This window comes from Streptomyces sp. NPDC020898 (assembly GCF_044333925.1).
Taxonomy (GTDB): Bacteria; Actinomycetota; Actinomycetes; order Streptomycetales; family Streptomycetaceae; genus Streptomyces.
This window is the reverse complement of sequence record NZ_JBIRRV010000019.1, coordinates 123,512-142,185: the sequence shown is the minus strand read 5'-3', so window position 1 is coordinate 142,185 and position 18,674 is coordinate 123,512. Positions and strand designations below refer to the sequence as shown.

Annotated in this window: 17 protein-coding genes; 10 read left to right on the top strand and 7 right to left on the bottom strand. The window is 70.6% G+C overall.

What is annotated here, in order from left to right; translation table 11 throughout:
* Positions 1-121: 121 nt before the first annotated feature.
* The 3 genes from ACH4TV_RS40085 to ACH4TV_RS40075 form a co-directional block, all read right to left on the bottom strand.
* A complete protein-coding gene (locus ACH4TV_RS40085) occupies positions 122-736 on the bottom strand; it encodes a TetR family transcriptional regulator (RefSeq protein WP_398406276.1) in 615 nt (204 codons plus the stop codon).
* Positions 733-1,572 carry a sugar phosphate isomerase/epimerase family protein gene (locus ACH4TV_RS40080; protein ID WP_398406275.1) on the bottom strand — a complete coding sequence of 280 codons (840 nt, stop codon included), beginning with the start codon at positions 1,570-1,572 and terminating at the stop codon, positions 733-735. The genes ACH4TV_RS40085 and ACH4TV_RS40080 overlap by 4 nt, the downstream gene beginning before the upstream one ends.
* Positions 1,573-1,778: 206 nt before the next feature.
* Entirely contained in the window at positions 1,779-2,723 is a 945-nt protein-coding gene (locus ACH4TV_RS40075; RefSeq protein ID WP_398406274.1) for a Ppx/GppA family phosphatase, read from the bottom strand.
* Positions 2,724-2,806: 83 nt separating this feature from the next.
* Here ACH4TV_RS40075 and ACH4TV_RS40070 point away from each other — a divergent pair, with 83 nt between their 5' ends.
* Positions 2,807-3,661 (top strand): hypothetical protein, encoded by an 855-nt coding sequence (locus ACH4TV_RS40070; protein WP_398406273.1) that lies wholly within the window; start codon positions 2,807-2,809, stop codon positions 3,659-3,661.
* 10 nt (positions 3,662-3,671) lie between these two features.
* Here the strand turns inward: ACH4TV_RS40070 and ACH4TV_RS40065 are convergent, their stop codons facing one another.
* Positions 3,672-5,435, bottom strand: coding sequence for a hypothetical protein (locus tag ACH4TV_RS40065; protein ID WP_398406272.1), 1,764 nt, complete (start codon positions 5,433-5,435; stop codon positions 3,672-3,674).
* A gap of 208 nt (positions 5,436-5,643) precedes the next feature.
* Between ACH4TV_RS40065 and radA the strand changes: the two genes are divergently transcribed.
* A complete protein-coding gene (gene radA, locus ACH4TV_RS40060; protein WP_398406271.1) occupies positions 5,644-7,053 on the top strand; it encodes a DNA repair protein RadA in 1,410 nt (469 codons plus the stop codon).
* An 81-nt stretch (positions 7,054-7,134) separates the two neighbouring features.
* Positions 7,135-8,259 (top strand): DNA integrity scanning diadenylate cyclase DisA, encoded by a 1,125-nt coding sequence (gene disA, locus ACH4TV_RS40055; RefSeq protein ID WP_398406270.1) that lies wholly within the window; start codon positions 7,135-7,137, stop codon positions 8,257-8,259.
* Between the two features lie 65 nt (positions 8,260-8,324).
* Here disA and ACH4TV_RS40050 read toward each other — a convergent pair whose 3' ends face one another.
* Complete coding sequence (locus ACH4TV_RS40050) at positions 8,325-9,182, bottom strand: hypothetical protein (protein WP_398406269.1); 858 nt, start codon at positions 9,180-9,182, stop codon at positions 8,325-8,327.
* A gap of 328 nt (positions 9,183-9,510) precedes the next feature.
* Between ACH4TV_RS40050 and ACH4TV_RS40045 the strand changes: the two genes are divergently transcribed.
* The 5 genes from ACH4TV_RS40045 (at position 9,511) to cseC (ending at position 14,076) form a co-directional block, all read left to right on the top strand.
* The gene (locus tag ACH4TV_RS40045) at positions 9,511-10,419 is read left to right on the top strand and encodes an A/G-specific adenine glycosylase (RefSeq protein WP_398406268.1); all 909 of its coding nucleotides are present in this window, start codon (positions 9,511-9,513) and stop codon (positions 10,417-10,419) included.
* Positions 10,420-10,678: 259 nt separating this feature from the next.
* The gene (locus ACH4TV_RS40040) at positions 10,679-11,221 is read left to right on the top strand and encodes a SigE family RNA polymerase sigma factor (RefSeq protein WP_398406267.1); all 543 of its coding nucleotides are present in this window, start codon (positions 10,679-10,681) and stop codon (positions 11,219-11,221) included.
* Between the two features lie 119 nt (positions 11,222-11,340).
* Positions 11,341-11,943 carry a hypothetical protein gene (locus ACH4TV_RS40035; RefSeq protein ID WP_398406266.1) on the top strand — a complete coding sequence of 201 codons (603 nt, stop codon included), beginning with the start codon at positions 11,341-11,343 and terminating at the stop codon, positions 11,941-11,943.
* A 45-nt stretch (positions 11,944-11,988) separates the two neighbouring features.
* Entirely contained in the window at positions 11,989-12,696 is a 708-nt protein-coding gene (gene cseB, locus ACH4TV_RS40030) for a two-component system response regulator CseB (protein ID WP_398406265.1), read from the top strand.
* A 9-nt stretch (positions 12,697-12,705) separates the two neighbouring features.
* On the top strand, positions 12,706-14,076 hold the full coding sequence (gene cseC, locus ACH4TV_RS40025; protein ID WP_398406264.1) for a two-component system sensor histidine kinase CseC: 1,371 nt from the start codon (positions 12,706-12,708) through the stop codon (positions 14,074-14,076).
* 365 nt (positions 14,077-14,441) lie between these two features.
* On the opposite strand, the gene ACH4TV_RS40020 is transcribed toward cseC, so the two are convergent.
* The gene (locus ACH4TV_RS40020) at positions 14,442-16,103 is read right to left on the bottom strand and encodes an MDR family MFS transporter (protein WP_398406292.1); all 1,662 of its coding nucleotides are present in this window, start codon (positions 16,101-16,103) and stop codon (positions 14,442-14,444) included.
* Between the two features lie 176 nt (positions 16,104-16,279).
* On the opposite strand from ACH4TV_RS40020, the gene ACH4TV_RS40015 reads away from it, so the two are divergent.
* Positions 16,280-16,864 carry a TetR/AcrR family transcriptional regulator gene (locus ACH4TV_RS40015; protein WP_398406263.1) on the top strand — a complete coding sequence of 195 codons (585 nt, stop codon included), beginning with the start codon at positions 16,280-16,282 and terminating at the stop codon, positions 16,862-16,864.
* Positions 16,865-16,875: 11 nt separating this feature from the next.
* Here ACH4TV_RS40015 and ACH4TV_RS40010 read toward each other — a convergent pair whose 3' ends face one another.
* Entirely contained in the window at positions 16,876-17,511 is a 636-nt protein-coding gene (locus tag ACH4TV_RS40010) for a M23 family metallopeptidase (RefSeq protein ID WP_398406262.1), read from the bottom strand.
* A gap of 460 nt (positions 17,512-17,971) precedes the next feature.
* Here ACH4TV_RS40010 and ACH4TV_RS40005 point away from each other — a divergent pair, with 460 nt between their 5' ends.
* Positions 17,972-18,616 (top strand): HAD family acid phosphatase, encoded by a 645-nt coding sequence (locus ACH4TV_RS40005; RefSeq protein ID WP_398406261.1) that lies wholly within the window; start codon positions 17,972-17,974, stop codon positions 18,614-18,616.
* The last annotated feature ends 58 nt before the right edge of the window (positions 18,617-18,674 follow it).

Genomic DNA, 18,674 nt, shown 5'->3' with positions numbered 1-18,674 from the left:
GAGTCCGGAATGCGGGATGGTTGTCTCGGTTTTCGGGTGCGGGTCCGGTGGGGGCTGGTCGCGCCCACGCGGCGGAGCCGCACATGTCACAGCCCCGCGCCCCTATAGGGCGCGCCCAGGCTCAGGGAGTTGTCAGATGGGCCTGGATTGCCGGGGCCACTCTCTCGATGATCTGCTCCGGGTCTGCCGAGGCCAAGGGCTCGACCTTGATCACGTATCTCAGCATCGCAATGCCCACCAGCTGAGCGGCTGCCAGTTCGGCGCGGAGTTCCGCGTCCGGGAGGTCCAGCTGGGCGGCGATGCGGCGCAGCAGCTGGGTGGAGATCAGCCGGCGGAAGACGCCGGCCGCGACCTCGTTGTTCACGGCGGAGCGGACGATCGCGAGGAGGGCCTTGCGGGTCGCCGGGTTCTCCCAGACGCCGAAGAAGAAGCGGGCGAGCCGCTCGCCTACGCCGTCGAGGGGGCCTTCGGCGATCGAGCCGGGGGCGCTCAGGAGCGGCCCGACGGCGACCTCGATCGACGCCTCGAAGACCTGTTCCTTGGTGCCGAAGTAGTGGTGGACGAGGGCCGAGTCCACGCCCGCCGCCTTGGCGATGCCGCGTACGGACGTCTTGTCGTACCCCCGTTCGGAGAACTCCTCGCGGGCCGCCGTCAGGATGCGGTCGCGGGCGGCGGGGGCGTCCGCGGAGTCCGTACGGGAGGGACGTCCCCGGCGGCGGGGGGCCGCGTCGTTCACGGGCGCGGTCCCCCGCCGGGGAAAGCTCTGACCGCCGAGGCCAGGTGGAGGCGGGTGAAGGCGAGCGCCTCCGCGAGGTCGGCCTCGCGCTCGGCGCTGGACATCGCGCGGCGGGTGTTGACCTCGATGACGACATGGCCGTCGAAACCGGTGAGCGCGAGCCGTTCGAGCAGCTCTGCGCAGGGCTGCGTACCGCGACCGGGGACCAGGTGCTCGTCCTTGTTGGAGCCGTTGCCGTCGGCGAGGTGGACGTGGCCGAGGCGGTCGCCCATGAGGTCGATCATCTGCAGGGCGTCGCTGCGGGCCGTCGCGGTGTGGCTGAGGTCGATCGTGAAGTGCCGGTAGTCGTCCTTCGTGACGTCCCAGTCGGGGGCGTACGCCAGCATCTCGCGGTCGCGGTAGCGCCAGGGGTACATGTTCTCGACGCCGAACCGTACGTCCGTCTCGTCGGCCATCCGCCAGATGCCGGTGACGAAGTCGCGCGCGTACTGGCGCTGCCAGCGGAAGGGGGGGTGTACGACGACGGTCGTCGCGCCGAGTTTCTCGGCTGCCGCCTGGGCGCGCTGGAGCTTGACCCAGGGGTCCGTGGACCAGACGCGCTGGGTGATCAGGAGGCAGGGGGCGTGGATGGCGAGGATGGGGATCTGGTGGTAGTCGCTCAGCCTGCGCAGGGCTTCGATGTCCTGGCTGACGGGGTCCGTCCAGACCATGACCTCGACGCCGTCGTAGCCGAGACGCGCGGCGATCTCGAAGGCCGTCGCCGTCGACTCCGGGTACACGGAGGCCGTGGACAGCGCGACCTTCGCATCCGGGATGCGTACGACTGGTTCTGCCACGGGAGACAGGGTACGGGGTGAGTAGGTTGCCCGGTGTTGGGGTGCCTATTCGCCGTCGGGGATCGGTGATTGGGCGGGTGCGGGTTCGTTGTGGCTTGTCGCGCCCGCGCGGCGGAGCCGCACAATGTCACAGCCCCGCGCCCCTGGGTACGTCAGTGCCCCGGCCACTCAAGAAGTGGCCGGAGCCTGCCGTGTGCGAAGAACCGTTACTCCGTGCCCAGGTGGTCGCCCATGTGGTCCAGGCGGCGGAGGATTACGCCCTCTCGGAGGGCCCAGGGGCAGACCTCCAGGGTTTTCACGGCGAAGAGGTCCATCGCCGCCTCTGCCACGAGGGCGCCCGCGACGAGCTGGCCGGCTCGGCCTTCGGAGACTCCGGGGAGGGCGCCTCGTTCCGAGGTCGTCATGGAGGCGAGCCGGGGGACCAGGGCACCCAGGGACTCGCTCTTCAGTTCGCGCTGGACGTAGAGGCCCTCCGTGGAGCGGGCCGCGCCGGCCAGGCGGGCGAGCTGCTTGAACGTCTTCGACGTGGCGACGACGTGGTCGGGGGCGCCGAAGCGGCTGAACTCGCCCACCGTACGGGCGATCTGGGCGCGTACATGGCGGCGCAGGGCCCTGATCTCGTCGGGGTCGGGCGGGTCGCCGGGGAGCCAGCCCGCGGTCAGGCGGCCGGCGCCGAGCGGGAGGGAGACGGCGGTGTCGGGCTCCTCGTCTATGCCGTAGGCGATCTCCAGGGAGCCGCCGCCGATGTCGAGGACGAGGAGCTTGCCCGCCGACCAGCCGAACCAGCGGCGGGCGGCGAGGAAGGTGAGGCGGGCCTCCTCCGCGCCGGTCAGGACCTGGAGCTCGACGCCCGTTTCGGCCTGCACGCGCGCGAGGACGTCGTCGGCGTTGCTGGCCTCGCGCACCGCGGAGGTGGCGAACGGCAGCAGGTCCTCGACGCCCTTGTCCTCGGCGGCCTGGAGCGCGTCCTGGATCACCGCGATGAGCTTGTCGACCCCTTCGGGGCCGATGGCCCCGGCATCGTCGAGGAGTTGGGCGAGCCGCAGCTCGACCTTGTGCGAATGCGCGGGCAGCGGGCGTGCGCCGGGGTGCGCGTCCACCACCAGCAGATGCACCGTGTTCGATCCCACGTCGAGGACACCGAGTCTCATGGACGGAACGCTACTGCCAGCCGCGTCCGCATCCGCCCCCGGAGCGGTGCCGGAAGGGGTCCTGGGCGACTTACCCTGGACGCGTGCCAAAGACGAAAAAGGCAAAGCCCGACAAGTCGGCAGCGTCAGCCAAGAAGTCCCCGAAATCCTCACAGTCCTCGAAACAGCCCTCGAAGCCGGCGAGGGCGACCGACGAGACGGGGCTCGACTTCGCGCGCGCATGGGTGGAGTTCCCTGATCCGGCGGACGGCGAGCAGATCTTCCGCTGCGATCTGACCTGGCTGACCTCTCGCTGGAACTGCATCTTCGGAAGCGGCTGCCAGGGCATCCAGGCCGGCCGCGCGGACGACGGATGCTGCACGTTGGGTGCCCACTTCTCCGACGAGGACGACGAGAAGCGGGTCGCCGGACATGTGGCACGCCTCACGCCCGACATCTGGCAGCACCACGACGTCGGCGCCGAGTCCGGCTGGACCTCGGAGGACGAGGAGGGGTCGCGGCAGACGCGCCCGTACCAGGGGTCCTGCATCTTCCAGAACCGGCCCGGGTTCGCGGGCGGCGCGGGCTGCTCGCTGCACATCCTGGCGCTGAAGGAGGGCCGCGAGCCGCTGGAGACCAAGCCGGACGTCTGCTGGCAGCTTCCGGTGCGGCGGACGTACGACTGGATCGACCGGCCCGACGACACGCGCGTGCTCCAGGTGTCGATCGGTGAGTACGACCGGCGCGGCTGGGGTCCGGGCGGCCACGACCTGCACTGGTGGTGCACCTCGGCGACCTCGGCGCACGGCGCGGGCGACCCGGTGTACGTCTCGTACCGGCCGGAGCTGGTCGAGATGATGGGCAAGGCGGGGTACGACCGGCTGGTCGAGCTCTGTGAGGAGCGGCTGGCCTCGCAGCTGCCGCTGCTGGCTCCGCATCCGGCCGATCCCGTCCGCTGACGCGGCGGGTCTAGGCGGTCGAGGGGCTCGGGTCGCCGCTGCTGGGCGGCGACGAGCCTCCCGGGTCGGCCGGGGTCGAGGTCGCCGAGGCCGTGGGGGTCGGTGTGGGCTCCGGGTCCGGTGAGGTCGGTGGCGGGTCGCTGGGGGGCGGGGTGGCGGGGGCCGAGGTCGTCGGGTCCGGGCTCGGACTCGGGGGCGGGTTGCTCGGGCGGGGCGGGCCGGGGGCGGGCGGCGCGGGCTTCGCGGGGGTGGGTGCGGTGCCGTACCCCTCGATGGAGACGACGGCGCCCTCGGGGGCGATCGACACCCGCGCGCTCCAGTACCCGGCCGGCTCGCGCAGCGGATCGACGTACACCTTGATCGTGAACGACTCGCCGGGCCGCAGCGTTCCCGACGACCGGCTGGGATAGAGCCAGGGCGCGCCGGTGTACGCGGTCCAGCGCACGGGTGTGGGGCCGGACGCGGTGAGGGTGATGAGCGTCGTGTCGCCGTCGCTGGAGGCCTCCACGGTGAGCTGGCCGGGGCTCCTGCGCACACCGGGGGCGGCGCTGACGACCTCCACGGAGACGTCCGGTGAGCCGCTGTCCTTTCTGACGAGGCCCTTGTCGGGGCTGGTGCCCGCGTTGCCCGCGTTCTCGTAGCCGGCGCCCGCGGCCTCGCCGTCGAGAAGGTCGGGGCGCTGTGCCTCGCCCGCGCTGGCCGACCGGTCCCCCGGGCCGCCCTCGCCGATCAGCGGGGCCCCGCGGTAGGCCGCCCACAGGGCGAGCACGGGGGCGGCGACGACAGTGGCGACCACGGTTGTCGTGACGGCACGCGCGCGTAGACGGTCCCTTCGGGCGGCGCGGTCCTTGGGGTCCATCGGGAAACCGCGCCGGTCGAAGCGCGGAACGGTGCCCCGCGCGCGCGGGGGGTGCGCCATGGCGACGTGCAGGGCCGCGCGGGGGGCCTCCAGGACGGGCAGTTCGGCGGGCGTGACGCTGGTGCCGGGCCAGTTGCCGGGGACGGCCCGCTCGGCGGTACGGCGGCACCGCGGGCAGTCGTCGACATGCCGGACCAGTTCACGGCGCAGGGCGGTGCTCAGCACGAGCTGGTGGTCGCCGGTGAGGCGGGAGACGCTCGGGCAGGTGCCGGTCTCGACGACGGCGAGGGCGGCGCGGGTGCGTTCGACCTCGCAGGCGGCGGAGGCGAGCAGCTCACGGGCGGCGGCGGTCTCCAGGCCCAGGACGGCGGCGACCTCCTGGGCGGCGAGCCGGTGGCGCACGGCGAGTTCGAGCGCCTCGCGCTGCTCGGGGGTGGTGCCGGCGGCCTCCGGCCAGGCGAGCTGGGCCAGTTCGCTCCGGTGCGCTTCCTGGGCCTCTTCGGAGGCGGGAACGGGGGCGGGGGCGTCCTGGGGAGCGGGGGCGGGGGATGCACGGCGCTTGCCGCGGCGGCCGGCCGCGTGCGTGCTCTGACGTTTCTGCTTGGCCTCGGCCAGCTTGCGCAGACAGGACCAGCGGGCCAGGGCGTACAGCCAGGCCCTGCGGTCGTCGGCGGACCCGGGGACGCGGGGGCTGCGGCGCTCGGCGAGGGCGAGGACGTCACCGAGGGCGGCGGTGGCCGCGTCGTGGTCGCACAGGACGGACAGGCAGTAGGTGAACAGGCCGTCCAGATACGGCTCGTAGCGCGCGGGCGGGCGCTGGACCAGCGTGCGTCCCGCCGCCCGGTCACGCGCCTCGCGGTGCGCCCGGTGTGCGCCGGTGGTGCGGGTCGGAATGTCCGGACTGCTGCTCATCACCCGTGCGACCGTAGGCGCCTTACGACGGCCCCTTCTCCCACCTTGAGCACTTTTAATCCGTACGGGTGAAACGATCCCTCAATCGGGGCCAGGAACCCCGGGTTCGGTGGCTCGTTCGCGATGGGACATGGCCGATTCGGGCGGGGAGCGCGGGTTTCGGCACCGGTCGCCGACGGTGATGTCAGTGGTCCGGGCTACGGTTCGTCCCATGGCTGCCCGTACGAAGACCGCGAAGGACCGCCCGTCCTACCGCTGCACCGAGTGCGGCTGGCAGACGGTCAAGTGGCTCGGCCGCTGCTCCGAGTGCCAGGCGTGGGGCACGGTCGAGGAGTACGGCGCGCCCGCGGTCCGTACGACGGCGCCGGGCCGCGTCACCACCTCCGCACTCCCCATCGGCCAGGTCGACGGCCGCCAGGCCACCGCCCGCTCCACCGGCGTGCCCGAACTGGACCGCGTACTCGGCGGCGGACTGGTCCCGGGGGCGGTGGTCCTGCTGGCCGGTGAGCCGGGCGTCGGCAAGTCGACCCTCCTGCTGGACGTGGCGGCGAAGGCGGCGAGCGACGAGCACCGCACGTTGTACGTGACGGGTGAGGAGTCCGCGAGCCAGGTCCGGCTGCGCGCCGACCGCATCAAGGCGATCGACGACCACCTGTACCTGGCGGCGGAGACGGACCTGTCGGCTGTCCTGGGCCACCTGGACGCCGTGAAGCCGTCCCTCCTGATCCTCGACTCCGTCCAGACCATCGCCTCGCCCGAGATCGACGGCGCTGCGGGCGGTATGGCGCAGGTCCGCGAGGTCGCCGGGGCGCTGATCCGCGCCTCCAAGGAGCGCGGCATGTCGACGCTCCTGGTGGGCCATGTCACCAAGGACGGCGCGATCGCAGGACCACGCCTCCTGGAACACCTGGTGGACGTGGTCCTGTCCTTCGAGGGCGACCGCCACGCCCGCCTGCGCCTCGTACGAGGCGTCAAGAACCGGTACGGCACGACGGACGAGGTCGGCTGCTTCGAACTGCACGACGAGGGCATCACGGGTCTCGCCGACCCGAGCGGCCTGTTCCTGACCCGGCGCGCCGAGCCGGTGCCGGGCACCTGTCTGACCGTCACCCTGGAGGGCCGCCGGCCGCTCGTCGCCGAGGTCCAGGCGCTCACCGTCGACTCGCAGATCCCCTCCCCCAGGCGTACGACCTCGGGCCTGGAGACGTCCCGCGTCTCGATGATGCTCGCGGTTCTCGAACAACGGGGCAGGATCAGCGCGCTCGGAAAGAGGGACATCTATTCGGCGACGGTGGGCGGCGTGAAGCTCTCCGAGCCCGCCGCGGACCTCGCGATCGCCCTCGCGCTGGCCTCCGCCGCGACCGACACCCCGCTCCCCAAAAACCTGGTCGCGATCGGCGAAGTGGGCCTCGCGGGCGAGGTCAGACGGGTGACGGGGGTCCAGCGCCGACTGGCCGAGGCACACCGTCTGGGCTTCACCCACGCCCTCGTTCCGTCGGACCCCGGCAAGGTCCCCGCCGGTATGAAGGTCCTCGAAGTCGCCGACATGGGGGAAGCTCTGAGTGTGCTCCCGAGGTCGCGTAGGCGAGAGGCCCCACGGGAGGCGGAGGACCGCCGGTAGACTTTGCCCAGGTCTCGCCCGTGCGTACGAACCCAGTATGCGAAACGGGAGCACCCCAGAACCTGTGACCGGAGGAGTGCAGTGGCAGCCAACGACCGGGCGGCAGCTCCCGGAAAGTCCGGTGGGAGTTCCGGTGCCGATGGCCTGATGCGCGCCTCACTGAGCGCCGTGGCACCCGGCACGGCGCTGCGCGACGGGCTTGAACGGATTCTCCGCGGCAACACCGGCGGACTCATCGTGCTCGGCTCCGACAAGACCGTCGAGGCGATGTGCACGGGCGGTTTCGTCCTGGACGTCGAGTTCTCGGCGACCCGGCTGCGCGAGCTCTGCAAGCTCGACGGCGGCATCGTGGTCTCCTCGGACCTGTCCAAGATCCTGCGGGCCGGCGTACAGCTGGTCCCCGACCCGACGATCCACACCGAGGAGACGGGCACCCGGCACCGCACCGCCGACCGGGTGTCGAAGCAGGTGGGCTTCTCCGTCATCTCGGTCTCCCAGTCCATGAGGCTCATCGCCCTGTACGTGGACGGCCAGCGCCGTGTCCTGGAGGACTCGGCGGCGATCCTGTCCCGCGCCAACCAGGCCCTGGCGACCCTGGAGCGCTACAAGCTCCGGCTGGACGAGGTCGCGGGCACGCTCTCCGCCCTGGAGATCGAGGACCTGGTGACGGTCCGGGACGTCTCGGCGGTGGTACAGCGCCTGGAGATGGTCCGCCTCATCGCGACGGAGATCGCCGGATACGTACTGGAGTTGGGCACCGACGGACGCCTTCTCGCCCTCCAGCTGGAGGAGTTGATCGCGGGCGTGGAGCCGGAGCGCGAGCTGGTGGTCCGGGACTACGTCCCCGAGCCGACCGTCAAACGCTCCCGTACGGTCGACGAGGCGCTCGGGGAACTCGACGCGCTCAGCCACGCCGAACTGCTCGAACTCTCCACGGTGGCCAAGGCCCTGGGCTACACGGGCTCACCCGAGACCCTCGACTCGGCGGTCTCCCCCCGCGGCTTCCGCCTCCTGGCAAAGGTGCCGCGCCTGCCCGGCGCGATCATCGACCGCCTGGTGGAACACTTCGGCGGCCTGCAGAAGCTCCTCGCCGCGAGCGTCGACGACCTCCAGACGGTGGACGGCGTCGGCGAGGCGAGGGCGCGCAGCGTGCGCGAGGGACTGTCGCGGCTGGCGGAGTCGTCGATCCTGGAGCGGTACGTGTAGGTGGGGCGGTTGTACGTGCGTGGGGGGCGAGAGGTCTTCGCCCCCCTTCTCAGTCCTTCTCCTTCTCAGTCCTTCTCCAGTACGAAGGACGTCTGGGCCTTCGTGAAGCCCGGCGCCTGCGCCTCGACCAGGTAGGTGCCGGCTTCCGCGGCCCCCGCCTTCGGTGTGGCGCACTCGGGGGCGCTCGCCTCGCGGTCCCACTCGAAGGTGTACGTGATGCTGCCGCCGGCCGAGACGCGGAACAGCAGGCCGGCCGCGTCCTTGGGGCAGTCGTCCGAGGACCAGAACTCGTCGTCGCTGCTCGCCTGCGTGATCGTCACCACCGCCGACTCGACTCCGAGGTCGATCTTGCAGTCGTTGCCGGAGGAGTTGTCGGCGACCAGCTGGAAGGTGGGCGTCTCGTCGGGCGCGTACGCGTTCTGGACGCTTCGCAGGCTCAACTGGACGGCGTCGGCAGTGCAGTTGGGGAGTGCGGAGCCGGCCGGAAGGGTGTCGCCGCTGCCCACACTGCCGTTGGCGCCGTCGTCCGTGCCGGCGCCGCCCGATCCGGCGGAACCGCTGCCGCCACCGGACCCGGCCGAACCGGTCGAACCGTCGTCGCCACCTGATTCCCCGGAGCCCGCGGAGCCGGAGCCGGAGCCGGAGTCCGAGTCCGAGCCGCCGGTGTCGGTGCTGCCCGACTCGTCGCGTCCGCCCGGGGCTTGACTGATCGCGGGCCCGGAACCGGACGGTCCCGGGGTGATCGTCTGCACGGGATCCTTGCCGTTGGCGCCGTCCGTGCCGTTGTTCCCGCCTCCGCCGCCGGAGGCGACGACCCAGACGACCAGCAACGTCAACAGGGCGAGCACAGACAGCAGAACGGCCCTCCGTCGCCAGTAGATGGTGGAGGGAAGCGGCCCGACCGGATTGCGCATAGATCCCACGGCGCAAACTGTACGAGAGATCGGACGGTTCACTCACCCCACCCGCCGCCGGGGCACCAACTTTTCCGGATCATCATCCCGGCAGGCGGGTATGCAGCCTGCCGAACTCCGCCGGACCTCCGGTCAGTTCACTTTCCTCGCCCCCGCCGGCTGGTTGTTCAGCCCGTCCGGCGTTTGAGGACGAGGCCCGTTCAGGGCCGTAAGGGGGGTCTGGGGGCGGCAGCCCTCAGGGATGGGACGGATAGGGGCGGCGGGGGCGAAACAACGCGGCCCGGGACGCACCGCATCGCGCACCCCGGCACTCCCGCATGGCAGGATCGGAACCGCCATGACTGCGCCCACGAAGCCCCCGCACCGCGACGCCGGCACGCCCCTCCACTCCCCCGTCATCGACTGGTTCGACGACCACGCCCGCGACCTGCCCTGGCGCCGCCCCGACGCCGGCCCCTGGGGCGTGATGGTCAGCGAGTTCATGCTCCAGCAGACCCCCGTCAGCCGCGTACTGCCCGTCTACGAGCAGTGGCTCGCCCGCTGGCCCCGCCCCGCCGACCTCGCCAAGGACGCCCCCGGCGAAGCCGTCCGCGCCTGGGGCCGGCTCGGCTACCCGCGCCGCGCCCTGCGCCTGCACGGCGCCGCCGTCGCCATAACGGAACGCCACGGTGGCGACGTACCCACCGAGCACGCCCAGCTGCTCGCCCTGCCCGGCATCGGCGAGTACACCGCCGCGGCCGTCGCCTCCTTCGCCTACGGCCAGCGGCACGCCGTACTGGACACGAACGTCCGCCGGGTCTTCGCCCGCGCCGTCACCGGCGTCCAGTACCCCCCGAACGCCACCACCGCCGCCGAACGCAAGCTCGCCCGCGCCCTGTTGCCGGACGACGAGCCCACCGCCGCCCGCTGGGCCGCCGCGTCCATGGAACTCGGCGCGCTCGTCTGCACGGCCCGGAACGAGACCTGCGACGACTGCCCGATCGCCGCCCAGTGCGCCTGGCGGCTCGCCGGGAAGCCCGCGCACGAGGGTCCGGCCCGCCGCGGCCAGACGTACGCCGGTACCGACCGCCAGGTGCGCGGCAAGCTGCTCGCCGTACTCCGCGAAGCCCTGACCCCCGTACCGCAGGCCGCGCTCGACCGGGTGTGGCACGAGCCGGTCCAGCGCGCCCGCGCCCTCGACGGCCTCGTCTCCGACGGTCTCGTCGAGCCCCTGCCGGGCGGGCTGTACCGCCTGCCGCACAGCTGAGACACATCCCGGGACACGGACCCAGCCGCACGTAACACTCCAACCCCACCCACAAATCACCCCACACCGCAACGAATTACCCCGCTCGCCTACCCCTTCCCTACTTTCGTTACACAACCTATGGACAGCCGCGCGCTCCCCGCAGGCTGCCTCGGACACCCCCGTGACAACGCCTCCGTAGCTTCATCCCTGTACGGACCACAAGGCAGTGACAGCCGGCCGGAAGTCGGGTCGGAAACGGGGATCGGAGGCGGTCGAGATGACGCAGCAGGGCGAGGTGCTCGAGTTCGAGGAGTACGTCCGCACACGGCAGGACGCGCTGTTGCGCAGCGCCCGTCGACTGGTCCCGGACCCCGTCGACGCCCAGGACCTGCTCCAGACGGCGCTCGTACGGACGTACGGCCGCTGGGAGGGCATAGCGGACAAGCGGCTCGCGGACGCCTATCTCCGCCGGGTGATGATCAACACCCGGACCGAGTGGTGGCGGGCGCGCAAGCTGGAGGAAGTGCCCACCGAGCAGCTGCCGGACGCGTGTGTCGACGACTCCACCGACCAGCACGCGGACCGCGCGCTTCTGATGGACGTCATGAAGGTGCTCGCACCGAAGCAGCGCAGTGTCGTCGTGCTGCGACACTGGGAGCAGATGTCCACGGAAGAGACGGCTGCCGCCCTCGGCATGTCGGCCGGAACGGTCAAGAGCACGCTGCACCGGGCGCTCGCCCGGCTCCGGGAGGAGCTGGAGGCCCGCGATCTGGACGCACGCGCGCTGGAGCGTGAGGAGCGGGAGAGTTGCGCGGCCTAGGCACAGGGACGACCGCTTCCGGGGCCCCAGGAACGGACGCGGACGCGGATACGGATACAAATACCGAGCCGCCTGCGGGTCGGGACCCGGGCCCGGGACCGGGACGGACCTTCCAGGCGGTGATCACGGCGACGGCCGTACTCGCCGCCCTCACCCTTTTCGTCTCCGCCTGCGCCACCGGCGGCACCGGCGCCCGTGACGAGGGCCCGGCCGGCGCCGACTCCATGGCGGGCACGCTGAAGCCCACGTCCGGCCCCTCCGCGTACGCCTCTCCGGACGACGTGGACGCGGTCGGGCTCGTCATGGACGACCCGGGGGTCGCGGCCTCGGTCAAGCGGGCGCTGAAGCCGTGTGTCGGGGACGAGTACCCGGTCGACGTGTCGTACGGCGATCTGACCGACGGGTCCGCCGACGACGTCGTCGTCAACGTCATGACCTGCAGCGATGCCGTCGGCGTCGGCTCGTACGTGTACCGCGACTCGGGCGGCGGGTACCGGAACGTGTTCAGGGCCGAGGAGTCCCCGGTCTACGCGGAGATCGACCGGGGCGACCTGGTGGTCACCAAACAGGTGTACAAGAGGGACGACCCGGTGACGAGCCCGTCCGGCGAGAATGTGATCACCTACCGCTGGACGGCGGGCCGCTTCACACTGGAGGACCGCACGTACACCGAGTACAGCGGCGCGGTCGACGGCGCCGTACCGACGACGGCCCCGAACTGACCCAAGACGAGCACTGACACAAGACGAGAACTGAGAGCATCCGGGATGGCAGACCAGACCCACGTCCTCTTCGTCGAGGACGACGACGTCATCCGCGAGGCCACCCAACTCGCCCTGGAACGGGACGGCTTCGCGGTCACCGCCATGCCGGACGGGCTGTCGGGCCTGGAGGCGTTCCGCGCGGACCGCCCCGACATCGCGCTCCTGGACGTCATGGTCCCGGGCCTCGACGGGGTCAGCCTGTGCCGCCGTATCCGCGACGAGTCCACCGTGCCGGTGATCATGCTGTCGGCGCGCGCCGACTCGATCGACGTGGTCCTGGGCCTGGAGGCGGGCGCCGACGACTACGTCACGAAGCCCTTCGACGGTGCCGTCCTGGTCGCCCGGATCCGCGCGGTGCTGCGCCGCTTCGGTCACGCGAGCGGCCCGAACGCGGGGGCCTCGGAGGGCAGCGGGCCGGTGACCGGCGGGGTGCTCGTCTTCGGTGACCTGGAGATCGACACCGAGGGCATGGAGGTCCGCAAGGAGGGCCGGACGGTGGCACTGACGCCCACCGAGATGCGGCTGCTCCTGGAGTTCTCGTCCGCGCCGGGCACGGTCCTCTCCCGCGACAAGCTCCTCGAACGTGTGTGGGACTACGGCTGGGGCGGCGACACCCGCGTCGTCGACGTCCATGTGCAGCGGCTGCGTACGAAGATCGGTCAGGACCGGATCGAGACGGTCCGCGGCTTCGGCTACAAGTTGAAGGCCTGAGCGGCCGCCATGCGCTCCAGAGAAAAGCGACTCACCCGATTCAGCGGGTTCAGCGGGATCAACCGGTTCGCGGGCATCCGCACCGGACTCCGATGGAAGCTCAGCGCCGCCATCGCGCTGGTCGGCGCGCTCGTGGCGGTCACGCTCAGCCTGGTCGTGCACAACGCGGCCCGTGTCTCGATGCTGGACAGCGCGCGCGACCTCGCGGACGAACGCGTCCTGATCGGGCAGAGCAACTACAACCTGTCGGGTCGCCCCAACTTCCCCGGCATCAAGGTGGACGACCCGAATCTGCCGCACGCACTGCGGGCGAAGGCCGAGGAAGGCCGCCGGGCGACCTATGTGACCGACCGGCCCGACGGTGTGACGGACATCTGGGCGGCGGTACCGCTCAAGGACGGGCACGTCATGTCGCTGCACACCGGATTCACCGACCGCAATACGGACATCATGGCCGACCTCGACCAGGCGCTGGTCATCGGCTCGATCGCCGTCGTCCTCGGCGGCAGCGCGCTCGGCGTGCTCATCGGCGGCCAGTTGTCGCGCCGGCTGCGCAAAGCTGCGGCGGCCGCGAACCGGGTCGCCAGGGGTGAGACGGACGTACGGGTGCGGGACGCCATCGGCGGTGTCGTACGGGACGAGACCGACGACCTCGCCCGGGCGGTGGACGCGATGGCGGACACGTTGCAACAGCGCCTGGAGGCGGAACGGCGGGTTACGGCGGACATCGCGCACGAGTTGCGTACGCCGGTGACGGGCCTCCTGACGGCCGCCGAACTGCTTCCCCCCGGCCGCCCGACAGAGCTGGTACTGGACCGGGCGCAGGCCATGCGCACGCTGGTCGAGGACGTCCTGGAGGTGGCCCGTCTCGACGGCGCCTCGGAGCGGGCCGAGTTGCAGGACCTCATGCTGGGCGAGTTCGTGGCGCGGCGCGTGATCGCGAAGGACCCGGAGATCGCCGTACACGTGGTGCACGAGTCGGAGGTCACGACCGATCCGCGCCGGCTGGAGCGCGTGCTGTTCAACCTGCTCGCCAATGCGGCCCGGCACGGCAAGGCCCCGATCGAGGTCTCGGTGGAAGGCCGGGTCATCCGGGTACGCGACCACGGCACAGGCTTCCCGGAGGACCTGCTGGCCGACGGCCCGAGCCGTTTCCGTACGGGAAGCAGCGACCGTTCCGGCCACGGCCACGGACTCGGCCTGACCATCGCCGCAGGCCAGGCCCGCGTCCTGGGCGCCCGCCTCACCTTCCGCAACATACGCCCCCCGGGCGCCCCCGACCACGTCCCCGCAGAGGGAGCGGTAGCCGTCCTATGGCTCCCGGAACACGCCCCGACCAACACAGGCAGCTACCCGATGCTGCCCCGCGGCCGCGCCTGAAGCCCGGTACAGCCCAGGTCGTGTCTCCCACCCGCCCACCCGTTTGCCGCATCTGTCCAGCGCAGGCCCAGGCACACCCATCTCCCCCGGCGTGTCAGAGGCAAGCCCGGTACAGCCCAGGCCGTGCTTCCCACCCGCCCACCCGTTTACCGCATCTGTTCAGCGCAGGCCCAGGCATCTCAGCCCGTCCGGCGTTTGAGGACAAGGCCCGTCCAGGGCCGACAGCGGGGGTCTGGGGGCGGCAGCCCCCAGGGATGGGAACGGGTAGGGGCGGCGGCGGCGAAACACAGACGAAGACCCCCGGGGCGGACACCAACCGGGGGCCTTCAGCCCATCACCGTCACCTCATAGCCCGAACCGAGACGTCACGCCACCTCAACCACAGGCTCTTTAGCCGAAGCCCCGCTCCCCTTGTCAGCCGCCTCCGGCCCCGCCCCCTTCAGCGGAACCTCCTTCACGAACACCGCAGCCACCAGCGCGACGACAGCCACCACCGCCCCCAGCAGAAACGCGGAGTGCGTCCCGGACGACACCGCGTACTGGTACGCCTCCCGCGCCGCCACCGGCAACTTCGCCAGGCTCGCCGCATCCAGCTGCGCCGACTGCTCGGTCACCTTGGACCCCAGCGCCCCGGCCCGCTCGGTCATCACGTCCTGCACCCGGCTGTTGAACAACGCCCCCATGATCGCGACCCCGAACGAGGCCCCGAGCGTACGGAACAGCGTGGCCCCGGAGGACGCGACGCCCATGTCCTTCATCTCGACGCTGTTCTGCGCGACCAGCATGGTGATCTGCATCAGGCAGCCCATACCGGCACCGACCACAGCCATGTACAGACCGGACGTCACCCGCGAGGTCCCGGTGTCCATCTGCGCGAGCAGGAACAGCCCCACGATCATCAGCACGCTGCCGACCACCGGGAACACCTTGTACCTGCCGCTGTTCGTCGTCACCCGCCCGGCGATCATCGACACGACCATCATCGCGCCGAGCATCGGAAGCAGCAGCAGCCCCGAGTTGGTCGCGGACGCGCCCTGGACGGACTGCTGGTACAGCGGCAGGAACAGCACCGCACCGAACATCACGAACCCGGTGACGAAGCCGATGACCGACATCAGCGAGAAGTTGCGGCTGCGGAAGATGTGCAGCGGCATGATCGGATCGGCGGCCTTGGTCTGCCAGAACACGAACCCGACGAGCGAGGCGACCCCGATCCCGATCAGCTCCATGATCATGGCGGAGCCCCACGCGTACTCCGTACCGCCCCACGTCGTGACCAGAACGATCGAGGTGATACCGACCGTCAGCAGCGCGGCGCCCGGATAGTCGATCCGTGTCTGTGCCCGCTTCTTCGGCAGATGCAGTACGGCGCTGATGGCGATGAGCGCCACCACGCCCAGCGGCAGGTTGATGTAGAACGACCAGCGCCAGCCCAGGTGGTCCGTGAGCGCCCCGCCGACCAGCGGTCCGCCGATCATGGCGAGCGCCATCACGCCGGCCATCATGCCCTGGTACTTGCCGCGTTCACGCGGCGGAATCAGATCGCCGATGATCGCCATGACCCCGACCATCAGGCCACCCGCACCGAGCCCCTGCACCGCCCGGAACCCGATCAGCTGCCCCATGTCCTGCGCCATACCGCTGAGCGCCGACCCGATCAGGAAGAGCACGATCGAGCTCATGAAGACGCCCTTGCGCCCGTACATGTCGCCGAGCTTGCCCCAGATCGGGGTGGAGGCGGCGGTCGCGAGCGTGTAGGCGGTCACGACCCACGCCAGGTGTTCGAGTCCGCCGAGTTCACCGACGATCGTCGGCATCGCCGTGCCGATGATCATGTTGTCCAGCATCGCGAGCATCATCGCGATCATGAGCGCGAGCAGCACGACACGCACACTCCGCGGCTGCTTGCCCTCTGCTTCCGCACCTTCCGGCGCGCCCTCGGGCGCCCCTCCCGGCGTCTCCTGCCCGCCGCCGGGTCCCCCCTGTTGCTCGTGCTGTTCGTCCACAACCGCCCGCGTGTCCGCCATCGTCTCCGACCCCACTCCCCCGTGTACTCCTACTTACTTGCCGCCCGGCAAGCTGGCTACACTGGGGAACGTAGACCCGTAACTAGCCGGGCGTCAAGTAAGTTCTTTCCCAAGACAGCTACCACGGCAGCCACCCAGGCAGTTACCCAGGGCATTCAGGAGCAGGAGTACGAGCAATGGACCGCATCAAGCAGCGCCGTCGCGGGGACACCCGCCAGCGCATCCAGGACGTGGCGCTCGAACTCCTCGCCGAACAGGGCTACGAGAAGACCTCGCTGCGAGAGATCGCCGAGCGCCTCGATGTCACGAAGGCGGCGCTCTACTACCACTTCAAGACCAAGGAAGAGATCATCGTCAGCCTCTTCGAGGACCTGACGAAACCGATCGAGGACCTGATCGAGTGGGGCAGGCAGCAGCCGCACACCCTCGCCACCAAGCAGGAGATCGTACGCCGCTACAGCCAGGCCCTCACCGACGCCGCCCCCCTCTTCCGCTTCATGCAGGAGAACCAGGCGACCGTACGGGATCTGAGCATCGGCGACATGTTCAAGAACCGCATGCTCGGCGTGCGGGAGATCATCATCGACCCGGCGGCCCCCCTGGTCGACCAGGTCCGCTGCATCAGCGCGATGTTCACACTGCACGCCGGGATGTTCGTCCTCCACGACCTCGCGGGCGACGAGGCCGAGAAGCGCAGGGCGGTCCTGGAAGTCGCGATCGACCTGGTGACCCAGGCCCACGAGGGCACGCATCCCTCGTGACCAGCTCGTGACTAGAGGGTCACGCCCTTGCCCCGCAGAAACGCCACGGGGTCGACTGCGGACCCGTAGTTCGCGGTTGTACGGATCTCGAAGTGCAGATGCGGACCGCTGGAGTTGCCCGTGTTGCCGGACAGGGCGATGCGCTGTCCGGTGGCCACGACCTGGCCGGTCTTCACACTGATCCGCGACAGATGGGCGTACTGCGAGTACGTCCCGTTGCCGTGCCTGATGACGACGGCGTTGCCGTACGCCGGTCCGTCACCGGCGCCGTTGCCGCCGGCCTTGACGACGGTACCGCCGTGCGCGGCGAAGACCTTCGTGCCGCTCGGCACGGCGAAGTCCTGCCCCGAGTGGGTGGACGACCACATGTTGCCGGCCTGGTTGAAGCTCGCGCTGAGCGTGTACTTCTTGACCGGGTCCACCCAGGAAGCGGCCTTCTTGGCGGCGGCCTGAGCCTGCACGGCCCCCGTCGCACCGGTGCCGGCGGCGGCAGTCGCGACCCCCGCCCCCAGCACGACCGACGCCCCGAGGCCGACGGCCAGCACGGCCGCCCGGGTACGGAGCGAGGCCGTACGAGACGTACGGGAGACACGGGAAGCAGGGGCCGTACGGGAGTCGCGGAACGGGGTGGTGACGCGCTGGGACATCTGGACCTCACGGGGACGGGGACAGAAAAAGCCACCCGGCACGGGCGGTCCCGCCGGATGGGCAACCTATTGGTAACCCCGATCCCGGCCCATTCCCAAACCCCTTATCTACGACCCAAGGCCGTAGTTCGTCCCAAATTCATCCACTCATTGACAAGACAACCACTCCGCACAAACCACCATTCATGGGGTTTCGTCCGTATCGCCACCCACTACTCACCCTAGTAACGGACATATCGCCTGTGCGTCATGTCACCGGTCCGCAGGATCCAGAGGCGTACGACTGTGACGCGCGCGACGGGCCGAATAAACCCGCGCCGACTACTGGCATCTCTCGGCTACTCGTGAGTAATGTTCGCTTCCCGCCAGCGCCACTCACTCCCGCAAGCATGCCCCTGACACCTGCGCCACCCGTGACACCCGGCACCGCACGGACCCACGTGAGAGGACCCCCATCCCGATGACATCAGGCTCCTGGACGCCCTGGACCCGCCGTATCGGCATGACCGCAGCCGTCGCGATCGCCGCGGTGACGCTGACCGGCCCCGGCACCGCCCAGGCCGCGACCACCACGACCACCTCCCTGGCGTCGGTGGCGGCCGCAGCCGAGGACGTCGGCTACGCGACCTGGCAGCAGGACTGCCAGGCCGTGATGGACCAGGCGCTGCCCTACCTGAAGCAGCGCATAGCCGCCGCCTCCACCGGCGAGAAGCCTGCGATCGTCTTCGACATCGACAACACCACCCTGGAGACCGACTTCGGCTTCAGCTACCCGTCACCGGCCAACGCGCCCGTGCTGAAAGTGGCCCAGTACGCCCAGGACCACGGCGTCGCCCTCTTCTTCGTCACCGCGCGCCCGGACATCCTCAAGCCCGTGACGCAGTACAACCTGACGCACGCCGGCTACAAGGTCTCCGGGTTGTACATCCGCAATCTGATCGACCTCTTCAGGAACGTGGCCGACTACAAGACCGCCCAGCGCGTCGCCATCGAGGCCAAGGGCTACACGATCATCGCCAACATCGGCAACAGCGCCACCGACCTCTCGGGCGGCCACGCCGAGAAGACGTACAAGCTGCCGGACTACGACGGCCAGCTGTCGTAGCCAGGCAGGCATGCGAAAGGGGCCGGTGCTCAGCAGAGCACCGGCCCCTTTCTTCGCG